The sequence below is a fragment of the Calidithermus chliarophilus DSM 9957 genome (assembly GCF_000430045.1).
GTDB classification, from domain to species: domain Bacteria; phylum Deinococcota; class Deinococci; order Deinococcales; family Thermaceae; genus Calidithermus; species Calidithermus chliarophilus.
Genome location: NZ_KE387023.1, coordinates 2,626,253 through 2,653,093, shown reverse-complemented (window position 1 = coordinate 2,653,093; position 26,841 = coordinate 2,626,253). Strand labels below are relative to the sequence as shown.

Below are 26,841 nucleotides of genomic sequence, written 5' to 3'. Positions count from 1 at the left end.
AGGCGTCTCGCGTCTTGCGTCTTGCGTTTTGCGTTTGGCGTTTGGCGTCTTGCGTACGACGTACGACGCACGACCCGCGTTCGGCTATCGACTATCAGCTATCGACTATCGACCCTTTTCAGCATTCGACACACAAAGGGGCTTATGCGGAGTGAACGGTACATCCCCTACGTGCTGATCCTGCCCAGCGTGCTGTTTTTGCTGTTTCTGTTCGCCTGGCCGCTGGTGGAGGCCTTGCTGCTGTCGGTGCGGGGCGGGGACGGGCGCTGGACGCTCGAGCACTTCCAGCGCATGGCCTCCGACCTCTACTTCAAGGACGCCGTGAGGTACACCGTGCTGCTGACGGTGGTGATGGTGCCGCTGCAGGTGGTGCTGGCGCTTTGCATGGCGATGCTGCTGGGCGGGATCAACCGGGGCCGCGACCTGTTCTTGTACGTCTGGACCATCCCCCTGGGCATCTCCGACCTGGCGGCAGGCATCGCGTGGCTCGCCATCTTCACCGAGCGGGGCTACCTCAACAGCTTCCTGCAGGCGGTGGGGGTCATCCAGGAGCCCCGGCTGTGGCTGAGCTACGAGACCCCGGCCATGCTCTTCCTGGCGGTGGTGGCCGCGGAGGTGTGGCGGGCAACGGCCATCGTCTTCGTGATCCTGGTGGCGGGGTTGCAGCTCATCCCCAAGGAGTACGGCGAGGCCGCCGAGGTGTTCGGGGCGACGCCCTGGCGGCGGTTCTGGCGGGTCACGCTGCCCTTGCTGATGCCCAGCCTGCAGGTGGCCCTGATCCTGCGGACGATCCTGGCGCTCGAGGTCTTCGCGGTGGTGGTGGCCTTGGGCGGGCGCAACCTGCCGGTGCTGGCCGGGGAGGCCTACTTCTGGTACAACGCCTACCAGAGCCCCGGGGTGGCGGCGGCCTACTCGGTGCTGATCCTGGGCATCTCGGTGGTGGCGACGCTCGTCTATTTGCGGCTGATGCGCCCCAAGCAGGAGGCGGCCGCATGAACGCGCGCCTCGTCTACCTCACGCTCGCGGTGCTGCTGGCGCTGTGGGTGCTGGTGCCCATCTTCCTCATCGCCACCCTGGCCTTCAGCGACCGGGCCTCGGTGTTCGCCTGGCCCAAGGGCATCCTGCCGCAGCAGTTCTCGCTGGAGACCATCTCCTTCTTCTTCGGGGTCGAGGGGGTGGGCAAGGCCATCCGCAACAGCTTTCTGGTGGCGGGCCTCACGCTGGTGCTGGCGGTGCTGCTGGGCGCTCCCGCCGGGTACGCCCTGGCCCGCTACCGCTTCGCCGGGGCCGACGCCTACCGTGTCCTGATCCTGATGACCCGCGCCTTCCCCCTGGCGATCCTGGCGATCCCCCTGGCGGTGCGCTTCATCAACCTTGGCCTCTACGACACCGCGCTGGGCGTGGCCCTGGTGCACACCGCCTTAGCCCTGCCCTTCGCGGTGCTGGTCACCAGCAGCCTCTTCCTGGGCATCCCCAAGGAGCTCGAGGAGGCCGCCTGGACGCTGGGCTGCACCCGCGTTCAGGCTTTCCTCAAGGTGGTGCTGCCCCTGGCTCTGCCCGGGCTGGCCGCGACCGCCATCTTCGCCTTCGTGATCTCCTGGAACGAGGTCTTCGCCGCTACTTTGCTCACCCTGCGCGAGCGCACCCTCCCCGCCTTCCTCCTCACCGCCCTCAACGACTCCCCCCTCCCCTTCCGCTTCGCCGGCGGCTTCTTCCTGATCGTGCCCGCGCTGGTGTTCATCTTCGTGATCCGGCGCTACCTGTTCACGCTGTGGGGGATCGCGAACCGGTGAGGAGCTTTCAGCGGTCAGCGAAAGCTGGAAGGCTCGTGGCTGGTGGCGTCGAGGGTCGAGGGCCAAGGCGTACGACGTAGGACGTACGACCCGAGTCCGGCTATCGACCATCGACCATCGACTATCGACCCTAAGGAGGTCTATGGCCGGAATCCGGGTGGAAAACATCATCAAGCTCTTCGGCAAGGTGCGCGCCCTCAACGGGGTCTCGCTCGAGGTGCGCGACCAGGAGTTCGTGGTGCTGCTGGGGCCCTCGGGCTGCGGCAAGACCACGCTGCTGCGGATCATCGCGGGGCTCGAGCACGCCGACACGGGGCGCGTGTTCATCGGGGAGCGTGACGTGACGGCGCTGCCGCCGCGCTCGCGCAGGATCGCGATGGTCTTCCAGAACTACGCGGTCTTTCCCCACCTCACCGTCTTCGAGAACATCGCCTTCGGGCTCAGGATGCAGAAGGCCTCGCCGGAGCGGGTCAGGGCGCAGGTGGACCGGGCGGCCACGCTCATGCACATCGAGGGGCTGCTGGGGCGCTACCCCGCGCAGCTCTCGGGCGGGCAGCGCCAGCGCGTCGCGGTGGCAAGGGCTCTGGCCGTCGAGCCCGAGGTGCTGCTGATGGACGAACCCCTCTCCAACCTCGACGCGCTGCTGCGCCTGGAGATGCGGGCCGAGCTCAAGCGCCTGCTGGCCGAGAGCCGCACCACCACGCTCTACGTGACCCACGACCAGGTGGAGGCCATGAGCCTGGCCGACCGCATCGCGGTGATGAGCACGGGCAACGTGGTGCAGTACGACGTGCCCATGAAGATCTACCAGGAGCCCGCCGATACGTTCGTGGGCGGCTTCATCGGCAGCCCGCCGATGAACTTCCTCAGGCTCCCGGTGGAAGGGTCGCAGGCCAAGATCCAAACCCTGGCGCTGGACCTGCCCGCCGCGCCGCAGGGCCGCGAGGTGTTGCTGGGCGTGCGCCCGGAGGACCTCGAGGCCCACCCTCAGCCCCAGCCGCAGAGCTTCCCCGCCGAGGTGCTGGTGGTCGAGCCGTTGGGGCCGCACCTGCTGCTCACCCTGGCCTACGAGGGGCAGCACCTCAAGGTCACGGTGCCCCCCGACTTCGAAACCCGGCCGGGCCAGACGCTGTGGCTCAGGCCCCAGCCGGGCCGCCTGCGCTGGCACGACCCCGGAAGCGGGGAGGCGCTGGGCCACGCGAGGTAGCCATGCAGACTCGTGAATCGCTGGATCAGGAAGCCATCCGCATCCTCAGGGCCAACGACCGGGGCGGCTTCACCGTGCCCACGGCCGGGCTCTACCCCTTCCAGTGGCTGTGGGACGCGGGCTTTACCGCGCTGGGCTGGATGAGGTTCGACGAGGCGCGGGCCTGGCAGGAGCTCGAGCTGCTCTTCGGGGGCCAGTGGCCCGGCGGGATGCTGCCGCACATCGTCTTCCACCGCCCCGAGGCCAGCTATTTCCCCGGCCCCGACCGCTGGGGAGCCCCCCACACCCCGCCCACCTCGGGCATCACCCAGCCGCCGGTGTTGGCGACCTTCGTGCGCTGGATGCTCGAGCGGGCCCAGGACCAGGCCCGTGCCGAGGAAAAGGCCCGGGCGCTGTACCCCAAGATCCTGGCCTACCACCGCTGGTTCAAGCGCGAGCGCGACCCCCAGAACACCGGCCTCATGACCACCCTCCACCCCTGGGAGACCGGCGCCGACAACAGCCCGGCCTGGGACGAGGCCTTAGCCCGTGTCCCGGTGGACCCCGACCTCCCGCCCTACACCCGCCGCGACACCAGCCACGTAGACCCCAGCCAGCGCCCGCACAAGGCCGAGTACGACCGCTTTCTCTCGCTGCTCGAGGTCTACAAGCGCGCCGGCTTCGACCAACTGCGCCTGCACCGCGAGTGCCCCTTCCGCGTGGTCAGCCTGCTCATCGACTGCGTGCTGCACCGCGCCAACCGCGACCTGCTGTGGCTCTCGCAGCGCTTCGGCTTTGGCGACGAGGCCGAGATCGAGGGCTGGCTCCGGACCAGCGGACCCGCCATCGAGGGCCTGTGGGACGAGGAGAGCGGGCTCTACTACAACTACGACCTCGTGCAGGACGCGCCCATCCGCGTCGGCACCAACGCCTCCTTCCTGCCGCTGTACGCGGGGACCGCCAGCCCAGAGCGGGCCGAGCGGCTGGCCCGTACCCTCGAGGCCTGGGGCCGCCAGGTGCGCTACCTGGTGCCCAGCACCGACCCCACCCACCCCAAGTTCGAGCCCCAGCGCTACTGGCGCGGCCCGGTGTGGGCGGTGGTCAACCGCCTCGTCGCCACCGGCTTCCGCGAGTACGGCCACCTCGCCCTCGCCGAGCGCCTGCGCCAGGACACCCGCGATCTGGCCGAAGTCTCGGGCTTCAGCGAGTACTACCACCCCGTGAGCGGCGCCGGGCTGGGCGGGGGGAATTTCTCCTGGACGGCGGCGACGTGGCTGGACTGGGCGGCGGAGGGTGCTGATGGCTAAACGCCAAACGCAAGACGCAAGACGCCAGACCCCTTGGCCCTCGACGCCGGCGGCTGACGGCTGACCGCTGACGGCTGATCGCTAATGCCTCCCGGTAATATCTTTGTACTAACAATGCCGATTCCTTCCGAGATTGCCCACCGGATGTTGGAGCACCTCGAGTTCCTCTACCCCCCTCAGGCCTGGAGCGTGCTCGAGCGGCTGCAGAACCTGCTCGAGGCTTTCCCCAAGGCGGAGGCCGGCCCGGGCCCCGGGCGCTGGAGCGAGAAGGACGCCGTCCTCATCACCTACGGCGACCAGATCCACGCGGAGGGCGAGCCGCCCCTGCGGACCCTGCACGGTTTCTTGCTCGAGAACTTGCAGGGGGCGTTCTCCGGGGTGCACATCCTGCCCTTCTACCCCTCCACCTCCGACGACGGCTTTAGCGTGGTGGACTTCAAGGCCGTCGAGCCGGGGTGGGGGGACTGGTCGGACGTGGAGGCCATCGGGAAGGACTTCCGGCTGATGGTGGACCTGGTGTGCAACCACGTCTCGGCCTCGAGCCCCTGGTTCCAGGGCTTCTTGCAGGACGACCCCAAGTACCGCGACTACTTCATCACCGCCCCGCCCGGCACCGACCTCAGCGCGGTGTTCCGGCCCCGCGCCCTGCCCCTGCTCACCCCCTTCCAGACCCCCAGCGGCGAGAAGCTGGTCTGGACGACCTTCTCCCCCGACCAGATCGACCTCAACTACGCCAACCCCGAGGTGCTGCTCGAGGTCGTCTCGGCCCTGCTGCACTACGTGCGCCACGGGGCGCAGCTCATCCGGCTCGACGCGGTGGGCTTCATCTGGAAGGAGATCGGCACCTCCTGCATGCACCTTGAGGGCGCGCACCGCATCGTCAAGCTGCTGCGCCTGGTGCTCGACGCGGTGGCCCCCTGGGTGCTGCTCGTCACCGAGACCAACGTGCCGCACCGCGACAACGTCGCCTACTTCGGCGACGGGCAGGACGAGGCGCAGATGGTCTACCAGTTCCCGCTGCCGCCGCTGGTGCTGCACACCTTCCGCACCGGCGACGCCACCAAGCTCGCGCAGTGGGCCGCCGCCCTCGAGCCCCCTTCCCCCCACACCACCTTCTTCAACTTCCTCGCCTCGCACGACGGGCTGGGCGTGGTGCCCGCGGGCGGCATCCTCGAGCCCGTCGAGATCGCGGCCCTGATGCAGATGGCCCTCGACCACGGCGGCCGGGTCAACTACAAGGACACCCCCGACGGCCCGGTGCCCTACGAGCTGTGCCTGACGCTTTTCGACGCCCTCAACCACCCCTACCTCGAGGAGCCCGAGCCCGAAAGCCTGCAGATCGCCCGCTTCATGGCCGCCAACGCCGTGCTGCTCAGCCTGCAAGGGGTGCCCGGCGTCTACGTCCACAGCCTCCTGGGCTCCCCCTCCGACCACGAAGCGCTCGAGGCCAGCGGCATCAACCGGCGGCTCAACCGGCACAAGTTCACCCAGGCCGAGCTCGGCGACCTGCTCAGCGACCCCGGCTCGAGGGCCTCGAAGGTGCTGGCGGCCTACACCCACCTCCTGCGCGTGCGCGCCTCCCACCCCGCCTTCCACCCCAACGCCCCCCAGCAGGTCCTGCCCTCCAAGGAGGTGCTGCGCATCGTGCGCGGCGGCGGCGAGCAGAGCGTGGGCTGCTACATCAACGTCACGTCCCGCTCGCAGGTGGTCAGCCGGGTGGGCCGCGACCTCGTCAGCGGGAAGTGGTTCACGGGCATCCTCCGGCCCTACCAGGCGGCCTGGGTGGTGGACGAGTAGGCCGTACGCCGAACGCCGAACGCCGAACGCAAAACGCAAGACGCAAGACGCTAAACGCGAGGGGCTATGGGCTATCGACTATCGACATTTCTCGACTGAAAGGACTCCCGTGGCACGACGACTGATCTTCACCGCCCCCCGCCAGATCGGCTTCGAGGACTACGACGACCCGCCCCTGGGGCCGGAGGAGGTGCGGGTGCGCACGCTCTACTCCGGGATCAGCGCGGGGACCGAACTCACTGCGTACCGCGGCACCAACCCCTACGTCCACAAGCGCTGGGACCCCAAGCGGCGGCTTTTCCTCGCCGACGCCGCCCCCAGCACGCCCTATCCCCTGCGCGGGTGGGGCTACGAGGAGGTGGGCGAGGTGGTGGAGGCGGGCTCCGCCGCCGGCGACCTGCCCCCCGGGACGCGGGTATTCGGGGTGTGGAACCACACCACCCACGCCGTACTGAGCGCGGCCTACCTGCGGCCCCGGCAGCTTCCCGAGGGCCTCGACCCCTTGCTGGGCATCTTCTCGCGCATCGGCTCCATCGCGCTCAACGGCGTCCACGACGCGCGCATCCGGCTGGGCGAGACGGTGGCGGTGTTCGGGCTGGGGGCGCTGGGCCAGATCGTGGCGCAGATGGCCCGGGCTTCGGGGGCTTTGGTGATCGGGGTGGACCTGCACCCGGCGCGCCTCGAGCTCGCCCGGAGGCTGGGCACCCCCGTCACCCTCGACGCCCGCGCCGTCAAGGTGGCCGAGGCCGTCAAGGACCTCACCGGCGGGCGCGGGGCCGACGTGTGCCTCGAGGTCACGGGCTCGACCCAGGCCCTGAACGAGGCCATCCGGGCGGCGGCCTACTCGGCGCGGGTGGTGGCGATGGGCTTCTTCCAGGGCGAGGCCCAGGGCCTGCGGCTGGGCGAGGAGTTCCATCACAACCGCATCAACCTCGTCTGCTCGCAGATCTCCGGCCCCGACCCCGAGCTCAAGTACCGCTGGGACGACGTGCGCCAGGCCCAGACCGCCATCCGGCTCCAGCACGAGGGCGTGCTCGACCTGCGCCCCCTCGTCACCCACGTCCGGCCCTTCGAGGAGGCCGCTGCGCTCTTCGAAGCCCTCGACCAGACCCCCGAGCAGGTGGTGCAGGCCGTGCTGGAGTTCCCACAACCATGAAGCGCCTTCGTGTCGGCATCCTCGGCTGCGGCGGCATCGCCCGCGCCCACGCGCGGGTGCTGCTCGAGCTGCAGGACGAAGCCCGGCTCGTCGCCTTCTGCGACCGCAACCTCCACAAGGCCCAGGCCCTCGCCGCGGAGTTCACCGACGGCAAGGCCGCCGTCTTCGCCGACCACCACGCCCTGCTCGAGCACGCCGGCCTCGACCTCCTGATCGTCGCCCTGCCGCCCTACGGCCACTCCGACGAGGTGGAGCAGGCCGCACGGCGCGGGGTCCACCTGCTCATCGAGAAGCCCATCGCCCTCGAGCTCCCCCTGGCCTGGCGCATGGTGGAGGCCGCCGAGCAGGCGGGCATCAAGACCCAGGTGGGCTTCATGTACCGCTTCGGGGAGGCGCTCGAGCGCCTGCAAAGCCTGGACACCGGCCCCGTCGGGCTCGTCAGCGCCCGCTACTTCTGCAACGCCCTGCACGCCCCCTGGTGGCGCGACCGGGCCCGCTCGGGGGGGCAGATGGTCGAGCAGGTGATCCACCTCTTCGACCTGCTGCGCTACCTGCTGGGCGACCCCGTGACGGTCTACGCCAAGGCCGCCAACCTCTTCCACCGCGACACCCCCGGCTACACCGCCGAGGACGTGAGCGCCACCGTCGCCGCCTTCGAGGGGGGCGCGCTGGGCGTGGTCTACGCCACCAACGGGGCCATCCCGGGCCGCTGGATCAAGGACTTCCGTCTGGTCGCGCAGAAGCTCACCGCCGACTTCACCGACCCCAACCGCGCCACCTTCCACTTCACTACCGGCCCCGAGCAACCCCCCCTCGAGGTCGGGTCGGCCCGCGACCTCTTCCTGGCCCAGATGCACGACCTCATCCGGGCCATCCGCGACGACCGCCCCGCCCGCACGCCCATCCGGGAGGGCGCGAAGTCGCTCGAGTTCGCCCTGGCCGCCCGCCAGTCCGCCGAGACCGGGCAGGAGGTGCGGCTGCGATGAGGCCGCTGCTCGAGGACCACGCCCTGAGCCTGCGTTCGTCCCGCGTCGCGCTGCGCCGGTGCTACCCGGTGGTGAACGGGACGACGCACCGCGCCGAGCCCACGCACGTCCGGGAGGATGCGCACGGGCTGAGCCTCGAGTACGCCCTCCCCGAGGGCCGCTTCGGCCTGGAGGCGCGGGTAGAGGGCGACCGCTGCCGGGTGAGCTACCGGCTCGAGGACTCCCCCGCCGATCTCGTCCTCGACAGCTTCGGGCTGCACTTCGCGCGGCTGGAGGGGGTGCGGGCCGCCCTGCGCCAGGGCTACCACAGTTGGGACGGGGCGGAGTACGTAGACCTCGAGGCCATCCCCCAACCCCGCACCGGCTACGCCCTGACCCAGTTGCTCCCCCGCGAAGGCCCGGGCAGCGCGGTGCTGGGTTTCGAGCGGCACGACCGCTTCCAGCACCGCTTCACGCTGGCCCCGGACGGCCTGACCGTCGAGACCCTCTGGGACCGCAAGGCCCCTGGCCCCGGCGGGCGCTGCGCTTCGGAGACCCTGCTGGCCTTCGCCCACGCCGGGGTCGAGGCGGCGCTGCGGGAGTGGGCCCGGGCCGTTGCCCAGGCCGCCGACCCGCCCCCGCGCCGCCCCCCTGAGCCCATCACCGGCTGGTGCTCGTGGTACAACCTCTACGGCTCGATCAGCGAGGAGAACCTGCTCGAGCACCTGCGGGGCGTGGGGGAAGTGGCCCGGCGCGAAGGGCTGCCCATGCGGGTCTTCCAGATCGACGACGGCTTCACCCCCGAGATGGGCGACTGGCTCGAGGTCAGGCCGCAGTTCCCCCGCGGGATGAAGCCCCTGCTCGACGACGTCCGGGCCGCCGGCTTCGTCCCGGGCCTGTGGATCGCGCCCTTCGTGGTGGGCAACCGCAGCCGCCTCTACCGCCTTCACCCGGATTGGGTGGTGCGCGACCGGCAGACCGGCGGCCCGCTGGTGCAGATGCGCTTTTACGGCGAGTTCCGCTGGCACAAGCGCAGCGAGGAGTATTACGTCCTCGACGCCACCCACCCCGAGGCGCTCGAGCACCTGCGCCGGGTCTTGCGCACCTGGCGGCGGGAGTGGGGCTGCGCCTACTTCAAGACCGACTTCATGTTCTTCGGCATGGAACACGGCCCCGACCGCGCCCTCCACCACACCCCCGGCCTCACCCGCGTCGAGATCTGGCGCACGGTGGCCCGGATGATCCGCCAGGAGATCGGGGAGGCGCTGTGGGTGGGCTGCGGCGCTCCCCTATGGCCCTCGGTGGGGCTCGTGGACGGCATCCGCACCGGGCGGGACGTGGGGGCCGAGTGGCCGTCCGACGCCCGCGAGCGGCTGCACGGGCTGGCGCTGCGCAACTTCGGCAACCACCTGCTGTGGGAGGCCGACCCCGACTGCGTGCTGCTGCGCGAGCGCTTCCACCACCTGAGCCCCCTCGAGCAGGAATCCCTGACCCGCTTCGCCGCGATGATGGGCGGGGTCATGCTCACCAGCGACGCCCTCGACGAGCTCTCCCCCGCCCGCCTCGAGCTGTGGCGGCAGTGCCTGGAGGCCGCCCCCGGCGGCTGCCGCTTCCCCCTGCTCGGCACCGGCGACCCGGTGCTCGTGCAGGTGCGCGGCAACCCGGCCCACGGAGCAGCCGTCTTCCTCTTCAACCCCACCGACGAGCCCGCCCCCCGGCGCTACCCCCTGGCCGACCTCGGCCTCGAGCCCCCCCTTTTCGCCCTCGACCCGGCCAAAGGCCCCCCAGGACAGAGACCCCTCGAGGAGCTGACGCTTGAACTCCCCCCACACCAGGGCACCCTGCTGTTTCTAAGCCGCGAGCGGCTCGAGCACGTCCCCGAGCGGCTGCCGTGAGGCGGTTGACAGCTTTCATACCGGATTCAAAAAGATAATCACCCAAACCAAAGACCTTCAGAGGCTATCTTTTCGGATCCTAGAGCACACCCCTCCCTGACGGTCGGCGAAGAAAGCGTCTCCCTTCGGTCGGGTCAGTTCGTCCCCATTCGGGAACGAACTGACCGAATCTGGTATCAGCCATCAGCCGTCAGCGGGAGGCTCGTGGCGCGTGGTGAAGGAAACCCCTCCCCCGCCCTCCCCGCCCGCGGGGAGGGAGTATCCCCCCAGCCCCCCTTGCCAAGGGGGGGGTAGAGAGAGAGCGTTCAGCGTTCGGCTATCGGGTATCGACCCCCAACAACCTACCCCTTCACCGCCCCCGCCGTCAGCCCCGCCACGATGCGCTGCTGGAACACCAGCACCATGATCACCAGCGGCACCGTCACGATCACCGAGGCCGCCATGATCGAGCCCCAGGGGATCTCGAAGGGGGTAGCCCCCCCGAAGGAGGCGATGGCGACCGGCACGGTCTTGGCCTGGTTGCCGATGGTGAAGGTCAGGGCGAAAAGGTACTCGTTCCAGGCCTGGATGAAGGCCAGCAGGCCGGTGGTGACCAGGCCGGGGCCGGTGAGGGGCAGCATCACCCGGATGAGGGTCTGCATGGGGGTGGCCCCGTCCACGTAGGCGGCTTCCTCGAGCTCCCGCGGCAGCCCCCGGAAATAGCCCGTCAGCACCCAGATGGTGAAGGGCAGGGTGAAGAGCAGGTAGGAGAAGATCAGGCCGCCGTAGGTGTTGAAGAGGTCGAGCTGGCGCAGCAGCACGAACATGCCCGAGAGCACCGAGACCTGCGGGAACATGGTCATGGCCAGCACGATGTAGAGCACCGCGTTGCGCGGCGGGAAGCGCAGGCGGCCCAGCGCGTAGGCCGAGAGCACGCCCAGCACCAGCGAGATCAGGGTGGCGAAGCCCGCCACGATGAGCGAGTTGACCAGGTTGCGCCCGAAGGCCGCGCCGCTGAAGACGTTCTCGTACTGCGAGAGCGTGAAGGGGATGGGCACGAAGCTGGGGTTGGAGCTGAACAGCGCGTCGCTAGGCTTGAAGCTCGAGATCACCGCCCAGTAGAAGGGGAACACGCTGTAGACGACCACGAACACCACCAGCGCGTAGAACAGGACCCGCCGGACGACCAGCCACAGGCCCTTAGTCATTGCGCCCCACCCCCCCGACGAAGCGCATGTACAGCACCACGAAGACCATGATGATCACCAATATCGCCACCGACACCGCCGAGCCGTAGCCCAAATCCTGGAAGTCGATGAGGGTCTGGCGGTTGTAGACCGCGAGGCTCTTGGTGGCGGTGTTCACCCCCGTCATCACGAAGATCACGTCGAAGACCCGCAGCGCGTCGAGGGTGCGGAAGATCAGGGCCACGACCAGCGCCGGGGTGAGGAGGGGCAGGGTCAGGGTCCAGAACTGCTGCCACTTGCTCGCGCCGTCGATGTCGGCGGCTTCATAGATGTCGGAGGGGATGAGCTGGAGGCCCGCCAGCAGCAGCAGGGCCATGAAGGGGGTGGCCTTCCACACGTCCACCGCGATGATCGCGGGCAGCACCAGGTTGGGGTTGGCCAGGAAGGCCACCTTGGTGCTCAGGATGCCCAGCTTGGTCCCGATGACGTTGACCACGCCGTAGATGTCGTTGAGCATCCACTGCCACATCTTGGCCGAGACCACCGTGGGGATGGCCCAGGGGATCAGGATGGCGGTGCGAACCAGCCCGCGCCCCTTGAAGTTGGAGTGCACGATGAGGGCGATGGCCAGGCCCAGGATGGTCTCGAGGCCCACCGACCAGAACGTGAACTGCAGGGTGTTCCAGAAGGCCTGGCGGAAGTCGGGGTCCCGCAGCAAAAAGAGGTAGTTCTCAAAGCCCACGAACTCGGGCTGTTCCACAAAGGCGATGTCCGCTTTGAAAAAGGAGTAATAAAACACCTGAGCCAGGGGATACCCCGCCACCAGCGCCACCACCAGCAAGGTGGGCAGCACCAGCAGCCAGGCCAAGCGGGTTTGACGGACACTCAGCATTCTTCACCTGCCTCCATCGGCAATTTCACAGCCTCCCGTGTTGCTCGATCGAAAGCATAACTAAAAAGCGGGGGGCTGGGATACCCAGCCCCCGTCGCCCGAGCCTTAGCGCAGGATGCGCTGCAGCTTGGTCTCGATCTCCTTCAGGGCCACGTCGGCGGCCTTCTGGCCGCTGATGGCCTCGTGGACGCCGGTCCAGAAGGCTTCGGAAACCTGGTTGTACTTGGCGCCGGCCACGCCCGAGGGGCGGCCCACGGCGTTCTGGAACACCGGCAGCAGGTCCTTGAACCAGGCGTTCTTCGCCAGCACGTCCTTGTCGTTGTAGAGCGCCGGGCGGGTGGGCAGGCGGGACAGGTTGATGGCGTTGTCCTTCTGCACCTCCACGCTGGTGAAGTAGCGCACCAGGTCGGCGGCCACCTTCTGGTTCTTGGAGTAGGCCGAGACCATGAGCTGCCAGCCGCCCAGGGTCGCGGCGTTCTTGCCGCTGGCGCCGGGGCCCTTGGGCAGCACGGTCACGCCGATCTTGCCCTTGACGGGGCTGCCGTCGGCCTGGCCGAGCGCGTAGGCGTAGGGCCAGTTGCGCATGAAGGCGGCGTTGCCGTTCTGGAAGGCGTTACGGGCTTCCTCTTCGGCGTAGCTGGTCACGCCGGGAGGGGCGATCTTGCCGACCCAGCCGCGCACGGTGGTGAGGGCAGCGCGGGCGTTGGCGTTGTTGATGGAGATCTTGCCGTCGGCCTCGACCACCAGGCCGCCGCCGAAGGAGTAGATCCACTCGAGCGCGTCGCAGGTCAGGCCCTCGTAGCTCTTGCCCTGGAACACGAAGCCCCAGAAGTCCTTGTTGTTGGCGCGCTCGCCGGCCTGGATCTTGGTCGCCATGGCCTCGAGCTCGGCCCAGGTGGCCGGGGGCTTGGAGTAGCCGTACTTCTGCAGCAGGTCGGTGCGGTAGTACAGCAGCCCGGCGTCGGTGAAGAAGGGGATCGAGGTGAGCTTGCCCTTGATGGTGTTGTTTTCCACGATGCGCGGGAAGAACTGCGCGAGCTCTTGCTGGGTGAAGAACTGCTTGAGGTCGGCGGCGTGGGGAGCCACGATGCCCGGCCAGATCACGTCGATCATGTACACGTCCACGTCGGCGCTCTTGGCCGCCCAGTACTGCTGGTAAAGCGCCAGGCGGTCGTTGGTGTCGGCGGGCGAGTCGATGTACTCGATCTTGTTCCCGGTCTTCTTGGCCCACTCCTCGGCCTTGGCCTTCATCCACCGGCCACCCTCACCCACCGCAGTGGAATCCCCCGCTACGCGGATGGTCACCCCTTGAGCCAGGGCAGCGGCACCCACCGTCAGCGACAGGGCCACGATCAGCCACTTGCTTGCCTTCATTGACTCCTCCTTACCGTGGAAGCGTTTCCAGCAGCCTACTGCACGCAAACGGCGACCGCCCGATTGACCAAATTCTTTTTTGGTATTCGCTCCGCGTGCCAAAAACTGTTGGAATTGCTTCCGGGCTGCACATTACCGCCCGCCGCACGTCCGTGTCAAGCCCTGGGTCTGCATTTTTCACTGGAATTAGCAGGCAGCTTTTAGCGGTCAGCCATCAGCCGTCAGCGAAAGGCCTGTAGCTCATGGTGAAAGGAACTCTCTCCGCCAATGGCGGAGAGAATATCCCCCCCTAGCCCCCCTTGTTAAGGGGGGTAATAAGGCGTTTCGCCTTCAGCTATCAGCTATCAGCTATCGACTATCAGCTATCGACCATCGACCCTCTACAACCTCTTCAACGCCTGCACCAACTTGCCCAGCACGTCCTGGGCGTCGCCGTAGAGCATGCGGGTGTTGTCGGCGTAGAACAGCTCGTTCTCCACCCCGGCGAAGCCCTTGCCCTGGCCGCGCTTGACCACGATGGCGTTGTGGGCCTTGTCCACGTCGAGGATGGGCATGCCGTAGAGCGGGGAGCCCTTGCGGTGGGCGGCGGGGTTGACCACGTCGTTGGCCCCGATCACCACGGCCACGTCGGCGGTGGGGAACTCGGGGTTGATCTCCTCGAGGTCGAAGAGCTTCTCGTAGGCCACGCCGGCCTCGGCCAGCAGCACGTTCATGTGGCCGGGCATGCGGCCTGCGACGGGGTGGATGGCGTACTTGACCTCGATGCCCTTGGCCTCGAGCAAGTCGGAGAGCTCGCGCAGCTTGTGCTGGGCCTGGGCCACCGCCATGCCGTAGCCGGGCACGAAGATCACCTTGGAGGCGTAGCCCAGCATCACCGCGGCGTCCTCGAGGTCGATGGGCTTGAGGCTGCCCTTGACCTCGCCCCCGGACTGCTCGACCCCGAAGCCCCCCAGCAACACGCTGGTGATCGAGCGGTTCATGGCCCGCGCCATGAGCACGGTGAGCAGCGTGCCCGCCGCGCCCACCACCGTCCCCGCCACGATCAGGGCCGGGTTGCCGATGGCGAAGCCCTCGAAGCCCACCGCCAGCCCGGTGAAGGCGTTGAACAGCGAGATCACCACCGGCATGTCCCCGCCGCCGATGGGCAGGGTCATCAGCACGCCGAAGGCCAGCGCCGCCACGAAGAACAGCAGGATGAACAGCCCCGCGTCGTCGCGCAGCACCCACACCCCCAGCGCCACCGCCAGCAGCAGCACCGCCAGGTTGACGGGGCGCTGGAGGGGGAAGATCAGGGGGCGGCTGCTGGTGAGGCCCTGCAGCTTGGCGAAGGCCATGATGCTGCCGGTGAAGGAGACCGCGCCGATGAGGGCCCCCAGCAGGGCCAGCCCCATCAGGCCGGTGCTCTCGAACTCCCCGCGCAGCAGCTCGACCGCGGCGATGGCCGCCGCCGCGCCGCCGCCCATGCCGTTGTAGATGGCCACCATCTGCGGCATGTCGGTCATGGCGACCCGCTTGGCCGCCACCCAGGCGATCACGGTGCCCAGCACCAGGGCCACGATCATCAGCCCGAAGTTCCGCATGTCCGGCGTGAGGAAGGTGACCAGGGTGGCCGCGACCATCGCGAGCCCCGCCCACACGATGCCGCTGCGGGCGGTGCCGGGCGCCGCCATGCGCTTGAGGCCGAGGATAAAGACCAGCGCGGTGAGGAAATAGGCGAGTTGAACGAAGGTATCCATAAGAAGACGCCGATAGCCGATGGTCGATAGCTCGGGCGATAGACCACCGACGACGGACTACTGACCCCCCTTCGGCTTCCGCTCGAACATCTCGAGCATCCGCTCGGTGACGGCGTACCCCCCGGCGGCGTTGGCCGCGCCCAGCACCACGCCCACGAAGCCGATGATCTGCTCGAGCAGCGTGTCGGCGTGGCCCAGCACCACCATCGCCCCCACCAGCACGATGCCGTGGATGAAGTTGGAGCCCGACATCAGCGGGGTGTGCAGGATCACCGGGACCCGGCTGATGACCTCGTAGCCGGTGAAGGCGGCCAGCAGGAAGATGTAGAGCGCTGCCCAGGTGCTATCCACAGTTCAAACCTCCCGGAAATCGTTTCAGGCCCCCACCAGGCTCTTGGTGGGGCCGTGGGTGATCTCGTGACGGTGGGTGAGCAGCGCCCCGGCCAGGATCTCGTCGGACCAGTCGGGGGCCAGCTCGCCGTTCTTGACGAGGAGCTTGCAGAGGTTGTAGAGGTTCTTGGCGTACATCTCGCTGGCGTGGACGGGCAGTTCGCTGGGCAGGTTGAGCGGCCCGGCGACGCGCACCCCCCCGACCTCTACGGTCTCCCCGGGCCGGGTCAGCTCGCAGTTGCCCCCCGACTCCGCCGCCAGGTCCACGATCACCGAGCCCGGCGCCATGCGGCCCACCATCTCGGCCGTGACCAGCACCGGGGCCCGGCGACCGGGGATCTGGGCAGTGGTGATCACCACGTCCATCTGGCCGACCTGGCGGGCGAGGGCCTCGAGCTGGATGGCCTGCTCCTCGGGGGTGAGCTCGCGGGCGTAGCCGCCCTCCCCCTCGGCGCTGATGGGCAGCTCGATCACTTTGGCCCCCAGGCTCAGCGCCTGCTCCGCCGCCGCCTTGCGCACGTCGTAGGCCCAGACGTTGGCCCCCAGGCGCTTGGCGGTGGCGATGGCCTGGAGCCCGGCCACCCCCACCCCCATCACCATCAGCCGCGCGGGGCGGATGGTCCCGGCGGCGGTGGTGAGCATGGGGAAGAAGCGGCTGGAGAGCTGCGCCGCGATCAGGGCGGCGCGGTAGCCCGCCACCGTGGCCTGCGAGGAGAGCGCGTCCATGCTCTGGGCGCGGGTGATGCGGGGGATGAGCTCCATCGCCAGCGTGCTGATGCCCCAATCCGCCAGGGCCTCCACCCGCTTGGGGTCGCGGTGGGGGTACTGGAAGCCGATGAGGATGGCCTCGTGCGAGACGTGCGGCAGCGCGGAGGCCTCGAGCGGCCCCACCGTGAGCACGACCTGGGCCCCCTCGAGCACCGCCTCCGCCGGGACGATCTCGGCCCCCGCCTCCCGGTAGGCCTCGTCCGTGAAAAAGGCCGATGCCCCGGCACCGGCCTCGAGCCGCACCGCACAGCCCTCCTTGACCAGCCGGGCCACCACCTCCGGGGTAAGGGCTACCCTGCGCTCGCCGGGCGCGGTTTCTTTTGGCACCGCGATCTGCACCATAGCTCCTCCGATTGACGCTAACTGGCCTGAGTATACCCATGCTTCCTACCACCTGAACCCAGGACAGATGCCCCACGCGGGATACAATCAGGCCCGTGCGACCCGGCAACCTCACCCTCGCGCTCGTCCTGGGCGCTGGCGTTCTGGCGATCTCCTTCGGCTCGGTGCTGGTGCGGCTCGCCACCGGCGCCGCCGGCTTCGAGAGCCCGGGATTGAGCCTGGTGATCAGCGCCCTGCGGCTCACGGCGGCCTCGCTGCTGCTGCTCCCCGCCTGGCGGGCGCTGCAGGGGGCGCGGCTGGGGCGCGGGGCCTGGGCCTATGCCGTGCTGGCCGGGGTCTTCCTGGCCGTGCACTTCGCCACCTGGATCACCTCGATCTCCTTCACCTCCATCGCAGTGAGCACCACCTTGGTCAACACCAACCCCATCTGGGTCGCCCTCATCGCCTGGCTCTGGCTGCGGCAGCGCCCCAGCGGCCTCACCCTGGCGGGGATCGCCGTGGCCTTCGCCGGGGGCGTGGTGATCGCTCTGGGCGACAGCTCCAACCCTGGCTCCAACCCCACCCTGGGCAACCTGCTGGCCCTGCTCGGGGCCCTGGCGGCCTCCTGCTACTTCCTGCTGGGGCGCGAGGCCCAGCACCGGGGCTTCGGCATCGGGCTCTACGCGGCGGTGGCCTACAGTACGGCCGCCGTGGTCCTGCTCACGCTGCCGCCCCTCTTCCAGACCGGCCTCACCGGCTACCCCCCGATGTTCTACGTGTGGGTGCTGCTGATGGCCCTGATCCCCCAACTGGTGGGCCACACCAGCTTCAACTGGGCGGTGCGGTGGATCAGCCCGGTGATCGTGACGCTGGTGATCCTGCTCGAGCCCATCGGCGCCAGCCTGCTGGCCTTCGCGCTGTTCGGCGAATTGCCCGGCCCGCAGGTGCTGGCGGGGGCGGTGGTGATGCTGGCGGGGGTGGTGCTGGCGGTGCTGGGCAACCGCTCTTAACGCTCGAGTAACAGCCGCGCGGTAGTGTAGGGCTTGGAGGAACCGACATGAAGCATTGGGCCATACTCCTGCTGAGCATTGCCGCCTTCGGCCTGGGCTGGGCCAAGTGCGACCACCCCTATTACCCCGTGCGCAAGGGCTGGACCTGGACCTACAAGCAGAGCGGCCAGGTCAACGAGACCTACAGCCTCACCGTCACCAACGTCAGCGACCAGGGCTTCACCCTGCGCTACACCACCAAGGAAAGCTCCTTCGACCTGCGCTGGCGCTGCGACGCCAAGGGGCTGGTGTCGCTCGACCAGGGCTCCTTCGGCCAGAACCAGGGCTTCAAGCTCGAGACCACCAACGCCAAGGGGGTAGCGATCCCGTCCCAATTCCGCGTGGGCTTGGCCTGGACCTACAGCTACGACCTCAAAGGCAGCTTCGACAGCGGCGGCCAGAAGATGACCATGACCGGCAAGTCCAGCACCGACGCCAAGATCACGGCCCGCGAAGCCGTCAAGGTGCCGGCGGGCACCTTCCAGGCCTTCAAGGTCGAGACCACCACCAAGACCGAGATGGCCATGAACGTCGGCGGCCAGAACCAGCCCATGCCCGCCCAGAGCCTCGCCGGGACCGCCTGGTACGCCGAGGGGGTCGGCATGGTGAAGTCGGTGATGGCGGGGATTACGACGGAGTTGGTGTCGCTGAAGAAGTAGCCGATAGCTGATAGCCGATAGCCAAACGCAAGACGCAAAACGCTAAACGCGGGTCGTACGTCGTATCTCCTGCGTCGTACGCCGAACGCCAAACGCCAAACGCCTTGTTCCCCCCTTAGCAAGGGGGGCTGGGGGGATATCCCCTCCCGGCGCCGGGGAGGGGTGTTCCTTTCGCCACTAGCCATGGGCCTTTCCTCACGTCAGACGGATCCACAGCCACACGCCTAGGGCGAACGCCGTAGCCAGGCCGAGGACGGCGCGGAAAGTGCGGATGAGCAGGTGGGCGCCGAAGAAGAGCACGGCCCCGGTCCCGGCCATCACGGCCCCGACGACGGAGAGCCTCGAGGCCACCCCTTCCACGAAGCCGCCGAGGTCGATGCGGATGCGCAGGAGGTTCTGGCTGAGGGCGGGGTCGGGCGGGTGGTTGGCGATGAAGAGGGCGGCCCAGGCCACCAGGGCGCCCAGGACGATCAGGAGGCCGCCGAGCAGCTCGAGCCAGAGGGTGGAGCTCAGGGTCGGGCGCATGGGACTAGCCTACGGCCTCGAGGCCGAACCCCGAAACGCCGCCCCAGGCGGTAGGATGATCGCGTCATGCCCGCTGCCTTGCGCGTCTTCGTGGTGCTGCTGCTGGCCTACTTCCTCTCCTACTTCTTCCGCTCGGCCAACGCGGTCATCTCCGCCGACCTCCAGCGCGACCTGGGGCTCTCCCCTGCCCAGCTCGGCCTGATGACCAGCCTCTTCTACCTCGCCTTCGCCCTGGTCAACCTGCCCCTGGGCTCGCTGCTCGACCGCTACGGGCCGCGCTTCGTCCACCCCGCGCTGATGCTGGTGGGCGCGGCCGGGGCCTTCCTCTTCGCCAACGCGCAGAGCTTCGAGGTGCTCTCGCTGGGGCGGGCGTTGCTGGGGGTGGGGTTCGCCGGGGCGCTCATGGGGGCGCTCAAGGCCTTCTCGCTGTGGTTCCCGCCCCACCGCTACGCCACCATCAGCAGCGTCTACGTGGCCTTGGGCGGGCTAGGGGCCATCGCGGCGGCCACCCCGCTGGCCGTGCTCAAGGAGGCGCTGGGCTGGCGGGGGGTGTTCAGTTGGGGGACGCTGGTGATCGTGGCGGTGGCGGTTTTGGTGGTGCTGCTGGTGCGCAACACCCCGCCCGGGGTGGCGCTGCCGCGCTCGAGCGCCGCGGGCGGCTCGGCCACCGTCTGGCGCAGCCCGGCTTTCTGGCGTATCGCCTGGCTCAACTTCGTGCTGGGCGGGGGCTTCCTGGCCTGGCAGACCCTGTGGGGTGGGGCCTACCTCTACCGGGTGCGGGGGCTCGATAGCCTCGAGGTCGGCAACTTCCTCTTCGTCTTCTCCCTGGCCGCCATCTTCGGCTTCTTCTCCTGCGGCCTGCTCGCCGACCGCCTGGGCCTGTCCCGCGTGTACATGGGAGCGAGCCTCGTGCTCGCCCTGGCCGTGGGAACCCTGGCCCTGTGGAGCACCATGCCCGACGGCCTCCTCTACATCACCTACGCCTTGATCGGCTTCTGCGGCGGCTTCAACATCCTCTCACTGGCCCAAGCCCGGCTGATCTTCCCCCCCGAACTCACCGGGCGGGCCACCACGGCCGTCAACTTCATGGGCTTCATCGGCGTCTTCCTGCTGCAATTGGGCATGGGCGTGGTGGTCCAGGCCAGCGGCTACCCCCTGGCACTGGCGATCTGGTTCGGGCTCCTGGTGTCAGCGGTAGTGCTGTACGCCCCAATGCTCAAGACGGGGAGCTAAGGTCGAGGGCCGAGGGTCAAGGGCCAAAGCGTTTTGCGTCTTGCGTCTTGCGTTTTGCGTCTTGCGTTTTGCGTTTTGCGTCTCGCGTACGACATAGGACGTACGACCCGCGCCGGGCGTTGAGCGTTCGGCGTTCGGCTATGGGCTATCAGAGCCATTCACCGGTGATACGGCTCCCCCCGCTTGATGGTCTCCACCCGGTAAAGCTGCTCGAGCAGCACCACCAGCGCCAGCTCGTGCTGGAGGGTCAGCTTCGACAGCGACAGCAGCCAGTGGGCCTGAGCCCGAGTTTCCTCCGCGTGGCCCTCGGCGCCACCGATGAGGAAGGCCACCTTCTCCCCCGTCATCTCCCAGCCGGTGAGCTTTTTGTGGAGGGTGAGGGTGTCGACGAGCTGGCCGCGCTCGTCGAGGACCACCCGCACGAAGCCCTGGCTGGCCTCGAGCAGCCGTTCGCCCTCCTGGGCCTGGGTGCCCTCGCGAACATGAACCAGCTCAAACTTCCGGCCCTTCCTCAGGCGGCCGGCGTACTCCTCGAGCCCCAGCCGGGCGTACTCGAGCCGGGGTTTGCCCACCACGCACACGCGAACGCGCACGGGCTCAATGTAACGGGTTAATACCCCGAATGTTGCATCTCGAGGTATCCTCTCACACGGCCGAGGCTATAATCTGAGGATCGAGAGGTTGACGATGGGGATGGTTGGAGCGCTAAAGCTGGTCATCATCGGCCTTTCCCCGGCCTCGGCCCCGGCATACCCTCGCCGGGGTTTTTCGTTGACGGCTCCCGAGTCCCTTACAAAGGGGCAGGGTGCTTTGCTGGACGTGGCCCTTACCCAGGGTCATGACGCCTGGCGGAACGCCCTCCGCTTGGTGCGCGGCCTCGCCGCCCCAAAGGGGATCCTCCCCAGGTCTGGAGGTTCGGCATGATTAAAGACAAAACCGGTTTCGAACCCTTTAGCCTCGAGCCCATCCGGCTGCTATCGCCCGAAGGGGAGTGGATCGCGCCGTTTGAGCTCGACCTCGACGAGGCCACCCTCAAGGGCTTTTACCGCGACATGGTGGCCGCGCGGATGCTCGACGAGAAATTCGTCATCCTCATCCGCACCGGCAAGACCAGCTTTATCGCCCCCCACGCCGGGCACGAAGCCGCCCACGTGGGCATCGCCCACGCCCTGCAGCGCGGCCACGACTGGCTCTTCCCCTACTACCGCGACATGGGCCTGATGCTCGCCATGGGCGTCCCGATGGTAGAACTCTTCGGGCAGATGCTGGGCAACGCCGCCGACCCCGCCAAGGGCCGGCAGATGCCCTCGCACCCCGGTTCCAAAAAGCTCAACATCTTCACCGTCTGCTCGGCCATCGCCTCGCACATCCCCCCGGCGGCCGGAGCCGCCATCAGCATGAAGCTGCGCCGCACCAATCAGGTCGCGGTGTGCACCTTCGGCGACGGGGCCACCAGCGAGGGCGACTGGCACGCGGGCATCAACTTCGCCGCCGTGCAGAACGCCCCCGCCGTGTTCGTCTGCGAGAACAACCGCTACGCCATCAGCGTCGACTACTCCCACCAGACCTCCTCCCACACCATCTCCGACAAGGCCCACGCCTACGGCATCCCGGGCTACCGCGTCGACGGGCTCGACGTGCTGGCGAGCTACTACGTCATGCGCCACGTGATCGAGCGCTCCCGGGCCGGCGCGGGCACGGCGCTCGTCGAGCTCGAGGTCTACCGCTACGGCCCCCACTCCTCCGCCGACGACGACACCCGCTACCGCCCCAAGGCCGAGGTGGACGCCGCCCGCAAGCAGGACCCCCTCGTGCGCTTCCGCAAGTTCCTCGAGCACCGCGGCCTGTGGGACAGCGCCGCCGAGAACGAGCTGCGCACCCAGGTCGCGCACGACCTCGAGGCCGCCTTGCAGGAAGCCGAGGCCGCGGGCGAGGCCCCGGCCGAGTGGATGTTCGAGGACGTGCTCTCGAGCCGCCCCTGGCACCTCGAGGAGCAGCGGAAGCTGGTACTGGACGAATTGCGCTAACGCGCGTCCTACGTCGTACGTCTTACGCTCACCTTGCGCAGGACGTATGGCGTTAGGCCTACGACAGGAGGACCCAAATGGCGACGATGACGATGATCCAGGCCATCACCAAGGCCCTGGACGAGGAAATGACCCGGGACGACCGGGTGGTGGTGTTCGGCGAAGACGTGGGCAAGCGCGGGGGCGTGTTCCTCGCCACCGAAGGCTTACAGCACAAGTACGGCCCCGAGCGGGTGATCGACACCCCGCTCTCCGAGGCCGCCATCATCGGCGCGGCGGTGGGCATGGCCGCCCACGGCATGCGCCCGGTGGCCGAGATCCAGTTCGCCGACTACGTGTTCCCCGGCTTCGACCAGCTCGTGTCGCAGGCCGCCAAGCTGCGCTACCGCTCGGGCGGGCAGTTCACCGCGCCCATGGTGGTGCGCATGCCCACCGGCGGCGGCGTGAAGGGCGGGCACCACCACTCCCAGAGCCCCGAGGCCCACTTCGCCCACACCGGCGGGCTCAAGGTGGTGGTGGTCTCCGGGCCCTACGACACCAAGGGCCTGCTCAAGAGCGCCATCCGCGACGACGACCCGGTGGTCTTCATGGAGCCCAAGCGCCTCTACCGCGCCGTCAAGGAGGAGGTGCCCGAGGACGACTACCTCATCCCCATCGGCAAGGCCGCCCTGCGGCGCGAGGGCAGCGACCTCACCCTCGTCTCCTACGGCGGCAGCATGATCGAGACGCTCAAGGCCGCCGACGAGATGGCCGCCGCGGGCATCCAGGCCGAGGTCATCGACCTGCGCTCGCTGCTGCCGTGGGACAAGGACACCGTGCTGAACTCGGTCGCCAAGACCGGCCGGGTGCTCATGATCTCCGAAGCCCCCCGCATGGCGAGCGTGGCCTCCGAGGTCACCGCCACCGTCTCGGAGGAGCTGTTCGATGAGCTCGAGGCGCCCCCCGTGCGCGTCACTGGCTTCGACATCCCCTACCCCTACGCCCAGGACAAGCTCTACATGCCCACCGTGACCCGCATCCTCAACGCGGCGAAGCGGGTGCTGGATTACTGACCGCCGGCGGGCCGCGCGTAGCCGGATGACGAGCGGCTTTATGCAACGGGCCGTCTAGAATATGCAAAGGAGAAGGAGTCGCTATGCCTAAAGAGATCGTTCTGCCCGAGCTGGCAGAGTCCGTTGTCGAGGGGGAAATCCTCAAGTGGCTGGTGAACGAAGGCGACCTCTTGAAGAAAGACCAGCCCTTCGTGGAGGTCATGACCGACAAGGTGACGGTCGAGCTACCCAGCCCCTATGAAGGCGTGCTGATCAAAAAGCTGGTCAAGGAGGGCGACGTGGTGCCGGTGCACGCCCCCATCGCCACCATCGCCGAGCCCGGCGAGGTCGCCCAGACCATCAGCGACAAGGCCCCCGCCCCCGCGCCCAGCCTCCAGGCCGCCGAGGAGCGCTCCATCGTGGAGCCCGGCAACGTCCAGGAGGACGACGGGGCCAACCTCTCGCTGTTCAAGCCCGACACCAAGCAGGAGCAGGTCAGGAACCCCTTCGCCGCCGGCGTCCAGGCCAAAGCTGCCGTGGCCGAGGCCCCCAAGGCCGGGGTCAACAAGCACGGGCGGGTCATCGCGGTCCCGGCCGCGCGCAAGATGGCCCGCGACCTGGGCCTGGACATCACCCAGATCCCCGGCTCCGGCCCCAACGGCCGCGTGCGGGTGGAGGACGTGAAGAGCTATGCCGAGGGGCAAGGGTCGAGGGCCGAGAGCCCCGCGCCTGCCGCGCCTCAGCCCGCCGCCCCGGCCCCGGCGCCTGTGCAGGCCCCTGCCCCTGCGGGGTTCCCCGCCCCCGTGCAGTACAAGTCGCCCAAGGGCTACGAGGGGCTCGAGGAGCGCGTCCCCCTGCGCGGCCTGCGCCGGGCCATCGCCAACCAGATGGTGGCCTCGCACCTCTACACCGTGCGCACCCTCAGCGTCGACGAGGCCGACCTGACCGAGCTCGTCGAGCTGCGCGCGCGCCTGAAGGCCGAGGCCGAGCGCCAGGGCGTCAAGCTCTCCTACCTGCCCTTCATCTTCAAGGCCATCGCCCGCGCGCTCAAGAAGTTCCCCAGCCTCAACTCCTCGATGGACGAGGCCCGCCAGGAGATCGTCCTCAAGAAGTACTACAACATCGGCATGGCCGTCGCCACCGACGCCGGGCTGGTGGTGCCGGTGCTCAAGGACGTCGACCGCAAGAGCGTGCTCGAGCTCGCCGCCGAGGTGAACGAGCTGGCCGAGAAGGCCAGGGGCGGCAAGCTCGCCCCCGAGGACATGAGCGGCTCGACCTTCTCCGTCACCAACATCGGCTCCATCGGCGCGCTCTTCAGCTTCCCCATCATCAACGTGCCCGACGCCGCCATCCTGGGCGTGCACTCCATCCAGAAGCGCCCGATGGTGATGGAGAACGACGAGATCAAGGTGCGGCACATGATGTACCTCTCGCTCTCCTTCGACCACCGCCTGGTGGACGGGGCCGAGGCCGCGATGTTCTGCAAGGAGGTCATCCGGCTGCTGCAGAAGCCCGACCTGCTGTTGCTCGAGGCCATCTAAAGCAAAACGCAAAACGCTAGACGCAAAACGCGACGCATGGGCAACTTCAACAACCGCTTCGGCTTCGAGAACCTCGAGGTCTACCAACTCGCTCTGGACATGACAGCCGAAATTTACAAGGTCACAGCCGCTTTCCCCAAAGCCGAGCAGTACAGGCTAACGGATCAGGTTTGCCGGGCAGCCACCTCGATCGCGCTCAACATTGCGGAAGGCCGCGGACGCGGGACGGACAAGGACTTCTGCCGGTTTCTTCACAACGCTCGAGGGTCTCTTCTCGAAACCCTGGCAGGATTGCAGGTTGCTGTCAGGCTCGGCCTCTTGGATGCATCGGCCTATGACACCCTAACTGATCAAGCGGGCCGGCTAAACGCCAAGATCAACGCCCTGATCAGTACGCTCAAGCAGGATTAGTCCCGCGTTTTGCGTTTTGCGTCTTGCGTTTAGCTCATAATAGGAGCGCTATGTCAACTGTCTACGATGTGATCGTCATCGGCACCGGCCCCGGCGGCTACCACGCGGCGATCCGGGCGGCCCAGCTCGGCAAGAAGGTGCTGGCGGTGGAGGCGGAGTACGTGGGCGGGGTCTGCCTGAACGTGGGGTGCATCCCCACCAAGGCCCTTCTGCACGCCGCCGAGGAACTCGAGGGCGTCAAGCACGGCGCGAGCTTCGGGCTCGAGGTCAAAGACGCCAAGATCGACCTCAAGAAGCTGGGGGGCTGGCGCGACGGCATCGTCAAGCGGCTCACCGGCGGGGTCTCGCAGCTGTTCAAGGGCAATAAGGTCGAGCTCAAGACCGGCTTCGCCAAGTTCGTAGGTCCCAAGACCATCGAGGTCGGCGGGGAGCGCATCGAGGGCAAGACCTTCATCATCGCCACCGGCTCCGAGCCCAACACCCTGCCCGGCTTCGAGGTGGATCAGAAGGACATCATCGACTCTACGGGCGCGCTGCGGGTGGAGGACAAGTTCCCCAAGCGCCTGCTGTGCATCGGGGGCGGGGCGATCGGCCTCGAGTTCGCCCAGGTCTACAAGCGCATGGGCGCCGAGGTCACGGTGATCGAGTTCATGGGCCAGATCCTGCCCGCCGCCGACCCCGAGACCGCCAACCTCCTCGCCAAGGTGCTCACCAAGCAGGGCATCGCTATCAAGACCAACACCAAGGGCGTGAAGGTCGAGCGCAAGAAGGACGGCCTGCACGTGGCCTTAGAGGACGTAAAGTCCGGGGAGCAGAGCACGTTGGTGGTGGACAAGATCCTCGTGGCCACCGGGCGCCGCCCGCGCGGCAAGGGGCTGGGGCTCGAGGCCATCGGCGTCAAGGTGGACGAGCGCGGCTACGTCCCCACCAACGAGAAGATGGAGACGGGCGTGCCCGGCATCTACGCCATCGGCGACGTGACCCGCCCGCCCCTGCTGGCCCACAAGGCCATGAAGGAGGGCCTCGTCGCCGCCGAGAACGCCGCCGGGGGCAACGCCGTGATGGACTACCAGATCCCCAACGTCGTCTACACCTCCCCCGAGTGGGCCGCCGTGGGCATGACCGAGGAGGAAGCCGCCAAGGCCGGCTACAAGGTCAAGGTGGGCAAGTTCCCCCTCTCCGCCTCGGGCCGCGCCATGACCCTAGAGGCCACCGACGGCCTGATCAAGCTCGTCGGCGACGCCGAGACCGACCTGCTCCTGGGCGTGCACATCCTCGGCCCCAACGCCTCCGACATGATCGGCGAGGCGGCGCTGGCGCTGGAGATGGGTGCTACTGTCACCGACGTGGCCCTCACGGTCCACGCGCACCCCACCCTCTCGGAGGGGATCATGGAGGCGGCCGAGCACCTGCACAAGCAGGCCATCCACATCGCCAACCGCTGAGCCGAAAGCCGGTGCCCCGGCCCCCTCGGGGGCCGGGGCGTTCTTCGTGTGGGCGGGTCATACCCGATTCGGCCAGTCCGGCGCCGGACGGCGCCGGACTGACAGGGCCGAAGTTATCCGCGTAGCGGAGGGCGGTAGCGCCCCTTGGAAGGGATACGCTTTCTTCGCCTCCCG

24 protein-coding genes are annotated in these 26,841 nt (G+C 68.3%); 16 read left to right on the top strand and 8 right to left on the bottom strand.

The window, feature by feature from the left end; translation table 11 throughout:
• Positions 1-144: 144 nt before the first annotated feature.
• The 8 genes from MEICH_RS0112870 (at position 145) to MEICH_RS27215 (ending at position 10,099) form a co-directional block, all read left to right on the top strand.
• Complete coding sequence (locus MEICH_RS0112870; protein ID WP_027892971.1) at positions 145-996, top strand: carbohydrate ABC transporter permease; 852 nt, start codon at positions 145-147, stop codon at positions 994-996.
• Positions 993-1,793 (top strand): carbohydrate ABC transporter permease, encoded by an 801-nt coding sequence (locus MEICH_RS0112865; protein ID WP_027892970.1) that lies wholly within the window; start codon positions 993-995, stop codon positions 1,791-1,793. Before MEICH_RS0112870 ends, MEICH_RS0112865 begins: the two co-directional genes overlap by 4 nt.
• A gap of 142 nt (positions 1,794-1,935) precedes the next feature.
• Complete coding sequence (locus tag MEICH_RS0112860) at positions 1,936-3,000, top strand: ABC transporter ATP-binding protein (protein WP_027892969.1); 1,065 nt, start codon at positions 1,936-1,938, stop codon at positions 2,998-3,000.
• A gap of 2 nt (positions 3,001-3,002) precedes the next feature.
• Positions 3,003-4,286: an MGH1-like glycoside hydrolase domain-containing protein gene (locus tag MEICH_RS0112855; RefSeq protein ID WP_027892968.1), complete on the top strand. Its 1,284-nt coding sequence runs from the start codon at positions 3,003-3,005 to the stop codon at positions 4,284-4,286.
• A gap of 114 nt (positions 4,287-4,400) precedes the next feature.
• Positions 4,401-6,083 carry a sugar phosphorylase gene (locus MEICH_RS0112850; protein WP_027892967.1) on the top strand — a complete coding sequence of 561 codons (1,683 nt, stop codon included), beginning with the start codon at positions 4,401-4,403 and terminating at the stop codon, positions 6,081-6,083.
• Between the two features lie 109 nt (positions 6,084-6,192).
• Positions 6,193-7,239, top strand: coding sequence for a zinc-binding dehydrogenase (locus MEICH_RS0112845; RefSeq protein WP_027892966.1), 1,047 nt, complete (start codon positions 6,193-6,195; stop codon positions 7,237-7,239).
• Positions 7,236-8,225: a Gfo/Idh/MocA family protein gene (locus tag MEICH_RS0112840; protein ID WP_027892965.1), complete on the top strand. Its 990-nt coding sequence runs from the start codon at positions 7,236-7,238 to the stop codon at positions 8,223-8,225. Before MEICH_RS0112845 ends, MEICH_RS0112840 begins: the two co-directional genes overlap by 4 nt.
• Positions 8,222-10,099, top strand: a complete 1,878-nt coding sequence (locus tag MEICH_RS27215) for a glycoside hydrolase family 36 protein (RefSeq protein WP_051304143.1) — start codon at positions 8,222-8,224, stop codon at positions 10,097-10,099. Before MEICH_RS0112840 ends, MEICH_RS27215 begins: the two co-directional genes overlap by 4 nt.
• A gap of 341 nt (positions 10,100-10,440) precedes the next feature.
• On the opposite strand, the gene MEICH_RS0112830 is transcribed toward MEICH_RS27215, so the two are convergent.
• The 6 genes from MEICH_RS0112830 to MEICH_RS0112805 all read right to left on the bottom strand — a co-directional run bounded on the left by MEICH_RS0112830 (position 10,441) and on the right by MEICH_RS0112805 (position 16,767).
• Positions 10,441-11,286 (bottom strand): carbohydrate ABC transporter permease, encoded by an 846-nt coding sequence (locus MEICH_RS0112830; protein ID WP_027892964.1) that lies wholly within the window; start codon positions 11,284-11,286, stop codon positions 10,441-10,443.
• Positions 11,279-12,157: a carbohydrate ABC transporter permease gene (locus MEICH_RS0112825; protein WP_027892963.1), complete on the bottom strand. Its 879-nt coding sequence runs from the start codon at positions 12,155-12,157 to the stop codon at positions 11,279-11,281. The genes MEICH_RS0112830 and MEICH_RS0112825 overlap by 8 nt, the downstream gene beginning before the upstream one ends.
• A gap of 105 nt (positions 12,158-12,262) precedes the next feature.
• A complete protein-coding gene (locus MEICH_RS0112820) occupies positions 12,263-13,531 on the bottom strand; it encodes an ABC transporter substrate-binding protein (protein WP_027892962.1) in 1,269 nt (422 codons plus the stop codon).
• Positions 13,532-13,911: 380 nt separating this feature from the next.
• Entirely contained in the window at positions 13,912-15,267 is a 1,356-nt protein-coding gene (locus MEICH_RS0112815) for an NAD(P)(+) transhydrogenase (Re/Si-specific) subunit beta (protein ID WP_027892961.1), read from the bottom strand.
• A 57-nt stretch (positions 15,268-15,324) separates the two neighbouring features.
• Positions 15,325-15,618 carry an NAD(P) transhydrogenase subunit alpha part 2 gene (locus MEICH_RS0112810; protein ID WP_027892960.1) on the bottom strand — a complete coding sequence of 98 codons (294 nt, stop codon included), beginning with the start codon at positions 15,616-15,618 and terminating at the stop codon, positions 15,325-15,327.
• 24 nt (positions 15,619-15,642) lie between these two features.
• A complete protein-coding gene (locus MEICH_RS0112805) occupies positions 15,643-16,767 on the bottom strand; it encodes a Re/Si-specific NAD(P)(+) transhydrogenase subunit alpha (RefSeq protein WP_027892959.1) in 1,125 nt (374 codons plus the stop codon).
• 95 nt (positions 16,768-16,862) lie between these two features.
• Here MEICH_RS0112805 and MEICH_RS0112800 point away from each other — a divergent pair, with 95 nt between their 5' ends.
• Positions 16,863-17,756 (top strand): DMT family transporter, encoded by an 894-nt coding sequence (locus MEICH_RS0112800; protein WP_027892958.1) that lies wholly within the window; start codon positions 16,863-16,865, stop codon positions 17,754-17,756.
• Positions 17,757-17,803: 47 nt separating this feature from the next.
• Complete coding sequence (locus MEICH_RS0112795) at positions 17,804-18,454, top strand: TapB family protein (protein WP_027892957.1); 651 nt, start codon at positions 17,804-17,806, stop codon at positions 18,452-18,454.
• 195 nt (positions 18,455-18,649) lie between these two features.
• Here the strand turns inward: MEICH_RS0112795 and MEICH_RS0112790 are convergent, their stop codons facing one another.
• The gene (locus MEICH_RS0112790; protein ID WP_027892956.1) at positions 18,650-18,979 is read right to left on the bottom strand and encodes a hypothetical protein; all 330 of its coding nucleotides are present in this window, start codon (positions 18,977-18,979) and stop codon (positions 18,650-18,652) included.
• Positions 18,980-19,045: 66 nt separating this feature from the next.
• Between MEICH_RS0112790 and MEICH_RS0112785 the strand changes: the two genes are divergently transcribed.
• Positions 19,046-20,212, top strand: coding sequence for an MFS transporter (locus tag MEICH_RS0112785; RefSeq protein WP_027892955.1), 1,167 nt, complete (start codon positions 19,046-19,048; stop codon positions 20,210-20,212).
• A gap of 158 nt (positions 20,213-20,370) precedes the next feature.
• Here MEICH_RS0112785 and MEICH_RS0112780 read toward each other — a convergent pair whose 3' ends face one another.
• The gene (locus MEICH_RS0112780; protein ID WP_027892954.1) at positions 20,371-20,805 is read right to left on the bottom strand and encodes a 23S rRNA (pseudouridine(1915)-N(3))-methyltransferase RlmH; all 435 of its coding nucleotides are present in this window, start codon (positions 20,803-20,805) and stop codon (positions 20,371-20,373) included.
• A 327-nt stretch (positions 20,806-21,132) separates the two neighbouring features.
• Here MEICH_RS0112780 and MEICH_RS0112770 point away from each other — a divergent pair, with 327 nt between their 5' ends.
• The 5 genes from MEICH_RS0112770 to lpdA all read left to right on the top strand — a co-directional run bounded on the left by MEICH_RS0112770 (position 21,133) and on the right by lpdA (position 26,667).
• Entirely contained in the window at positions 21,133-22,239 is a 1,107-nt protein-coding gene (locus MEICH_RS0112770) for a thiamine pyrophosphate-dependent dehydrogenase E1 component subunit alpha (RefSeq protein ID WP_027892952.1), read from the top strand.
• Positions 22,240-22,316: 77 nt separating this feature from the next.
• Positions 22,317-23,291 carry an alpha-ketoacid dehydrogenase subunit beta gene (locus MEICH_RS0112765; RefSeq protein WP_027892951.1) on the top strand — a complete coding sequence of 325 codons (975 nt, stop codon included), beginning with the start codon at positions 22,317-22,319 and terminating at the stop codon, positions 23,289-23,291.
• A gap of 83 nt (positions 23,292-23,374) precedes the next feature.
• Positions 23,375-24,811: a dihydrolipoamide acetyltransferase family protein gene (locus MEICH_RS0112760; RefSeq protein WP_027892950.1), complete on the top strand. Its 1,437-nt coding sequence runs from the start codon at positions 23,375-23,377 to the stop codon at positions 24,809-24,811.
• A 36-nt stretch (positions 24,812-24,847) separates the two neighbouring features.
• On the top strand, positions 24,848-25,222 hold the full coding sequence (locus MEICH_RS0112755; protein WP_027892949.1) for a four helix bundle protein: 375 nt from the start codon (positions 24,848-24,850) through the stop codon (positions 25,220-25,222).
• A gap of 50 nt (positions 25,223-25,272) precedes the next feature.
• Positions 25,273-26,667: a dihydrolipoyl dehydrogenase gene (gene lpdA / locus MEICH_RS0112750; RefSeq protein WP_027892948.1), complete on the top strand. Its 1,395-nt coding sequence runs from the start codon at positions 25,273-25,275 to the stop codon at positions 26,665-26,667.
• Positions 26,668-26,841 lie beyond the last annotated feature (174 nt).

Bases quoted from the DNA above. Each gene is read 5' to 3' on its own strand.
- MEICH_RS0112825 (WP_027892963.1), bottom strand. From the start codon at position 12,157: ATGCTGAGTGTCCGTCAAACCCGCTTGGCCTGGCTGCTGGTGCTGCCC.
- MEICH_RS0112855 (WP_027892968.1), top strand. From the start codon at position 3,003: ATGCAGACTCGTGAATCGCTGGATCAGGAAGCCATCCGCATCCTCAGG.
- MEICH_RS0112815 (WP_027892961.1), bottom strand. From the start codon at position 15,267: ATGGATACCTTCGTTCAACTCGCCTATTTCCTCACCGCGCTGGTCTTT.
- MEICH_RS0112850 (WP_027892967.1), top strand. From the start codon at position 4,401: ATGCCGATTCCTTCCGAGATTGCCCACCGGATGTTGGAGCACCTCGAG.
- MEICH_RS0112860 (WP_027892969.1), top strand. From the start codon at position 1,936: ATGGCCGGAATCCGGGTGGAAAACATCATCAAGCTCTTCGGCAAGGTG.
- MEICH_RS0112765 (WP_027892951.1), top strand. From the start codon at position 22,317: ATGGCGACGATGACGATGATCCAGGCCATCACCAAGGCCCTGGACGAG.
- MEICH_RS0112790 (WP_027892956.1), bottom strand. From the start codon at position 18,979: ATGCGCCCGACCCTGAGCTCCACCCTCTGGCTCGAGCTGCTCGGCGGC.
- MEICH_RS0112770 (WP_027892952.1), top strand. From the start codon at position 21,133: ATGATTAAAGACAAAACCGGTTTCGAACCCTTTAGCCTCGAGCCCATC.
- MEICH_RS0112795 (WP_027892957.1), top strand. From the start codon at position 17,804: ATGAAGCATTGGGCCATACTCCTGCTGAGCATTGCCGCCTTCGGCCTG.
- lpdA (WP_027892948.1), top strand. From the start codon at position 25,273: ATGTCAACTGTCTACGATGTGATCGTCATCGGCACCGGCCCCGGCGGC.
- MEICH_RS0112870 (WP_027892971.1), top strand. From the start codon at position 145: ATGCGGAGTGAACGGTACATCCCCTACGTGCTGATCCTGCCCAGCGTG.
- MEICH_RS0112805 (WP_027892959.1), bottom strand. From the start codon at position 16,767: ATGGTGCAGATCGCGGTGCCAAAAGAAACCGCGCCCGGCGAGCGCAGG.
- MEICH_RS0112755 (WP_027892949.1), top strand. From the start codon at position 24,848: ATGGGCAACTTCAACAACCGCTTCGGCTTCGAGAACCTCGAGGTCTAC.
- MEICH_RS0112820 (WP_027892962.1), bottom strand. From the start codon at position 13,531: ATGAAGGCAAGCAAGTGGCTGATCGTGGCCCTGTCGCTGACGGTGGGT.
- MEICH_RS27215 (WP_051304143.1), top strand. From the start codon at position 8,222: ATGAGGCCGCTGCTCGAGGACCACGCCCTGAGCCTGCGTTCGTCCCGC.
- MEICH_RS0112830 (WP_027892964.1), bottom strand. From the start codon at position 11,286: ATGACTAAGGGCCTGTGGCTGGTCGTCCGGCGGGTCCTGTTCTACGCG.
- MEICH_RS0112865 (WP_027892970.1), top strand. From the start codon at position 993: ATGAACGCGCGCCTCGTCTACCTCACGCTCGCGGTGCTGCTGGCGCTG.
- MEICH_RS0112760 (WP_027892950.1), top strand. From the start codon at position 23,375: ATGCCTAAAGAGATCGTTCTGCCCGAGCTGGCAGAGTCCGTTGTCGAG.
- MEICH_RS0112785 (WP_027892955.1), top strand. From the start codon at position 19,046: ATGCCCGCTGCCTTGCGCGTCTTCGTGGTGCTGCTGCTGGCCTACTTC.
- MEICH_RS0112840 (WP_027892965.1), top strand. From the start codon at position 7,236: ATGAAGCGCCTTCGTGTCGGCATCCTCGGCTGCGGCGGCATCGCCCGC.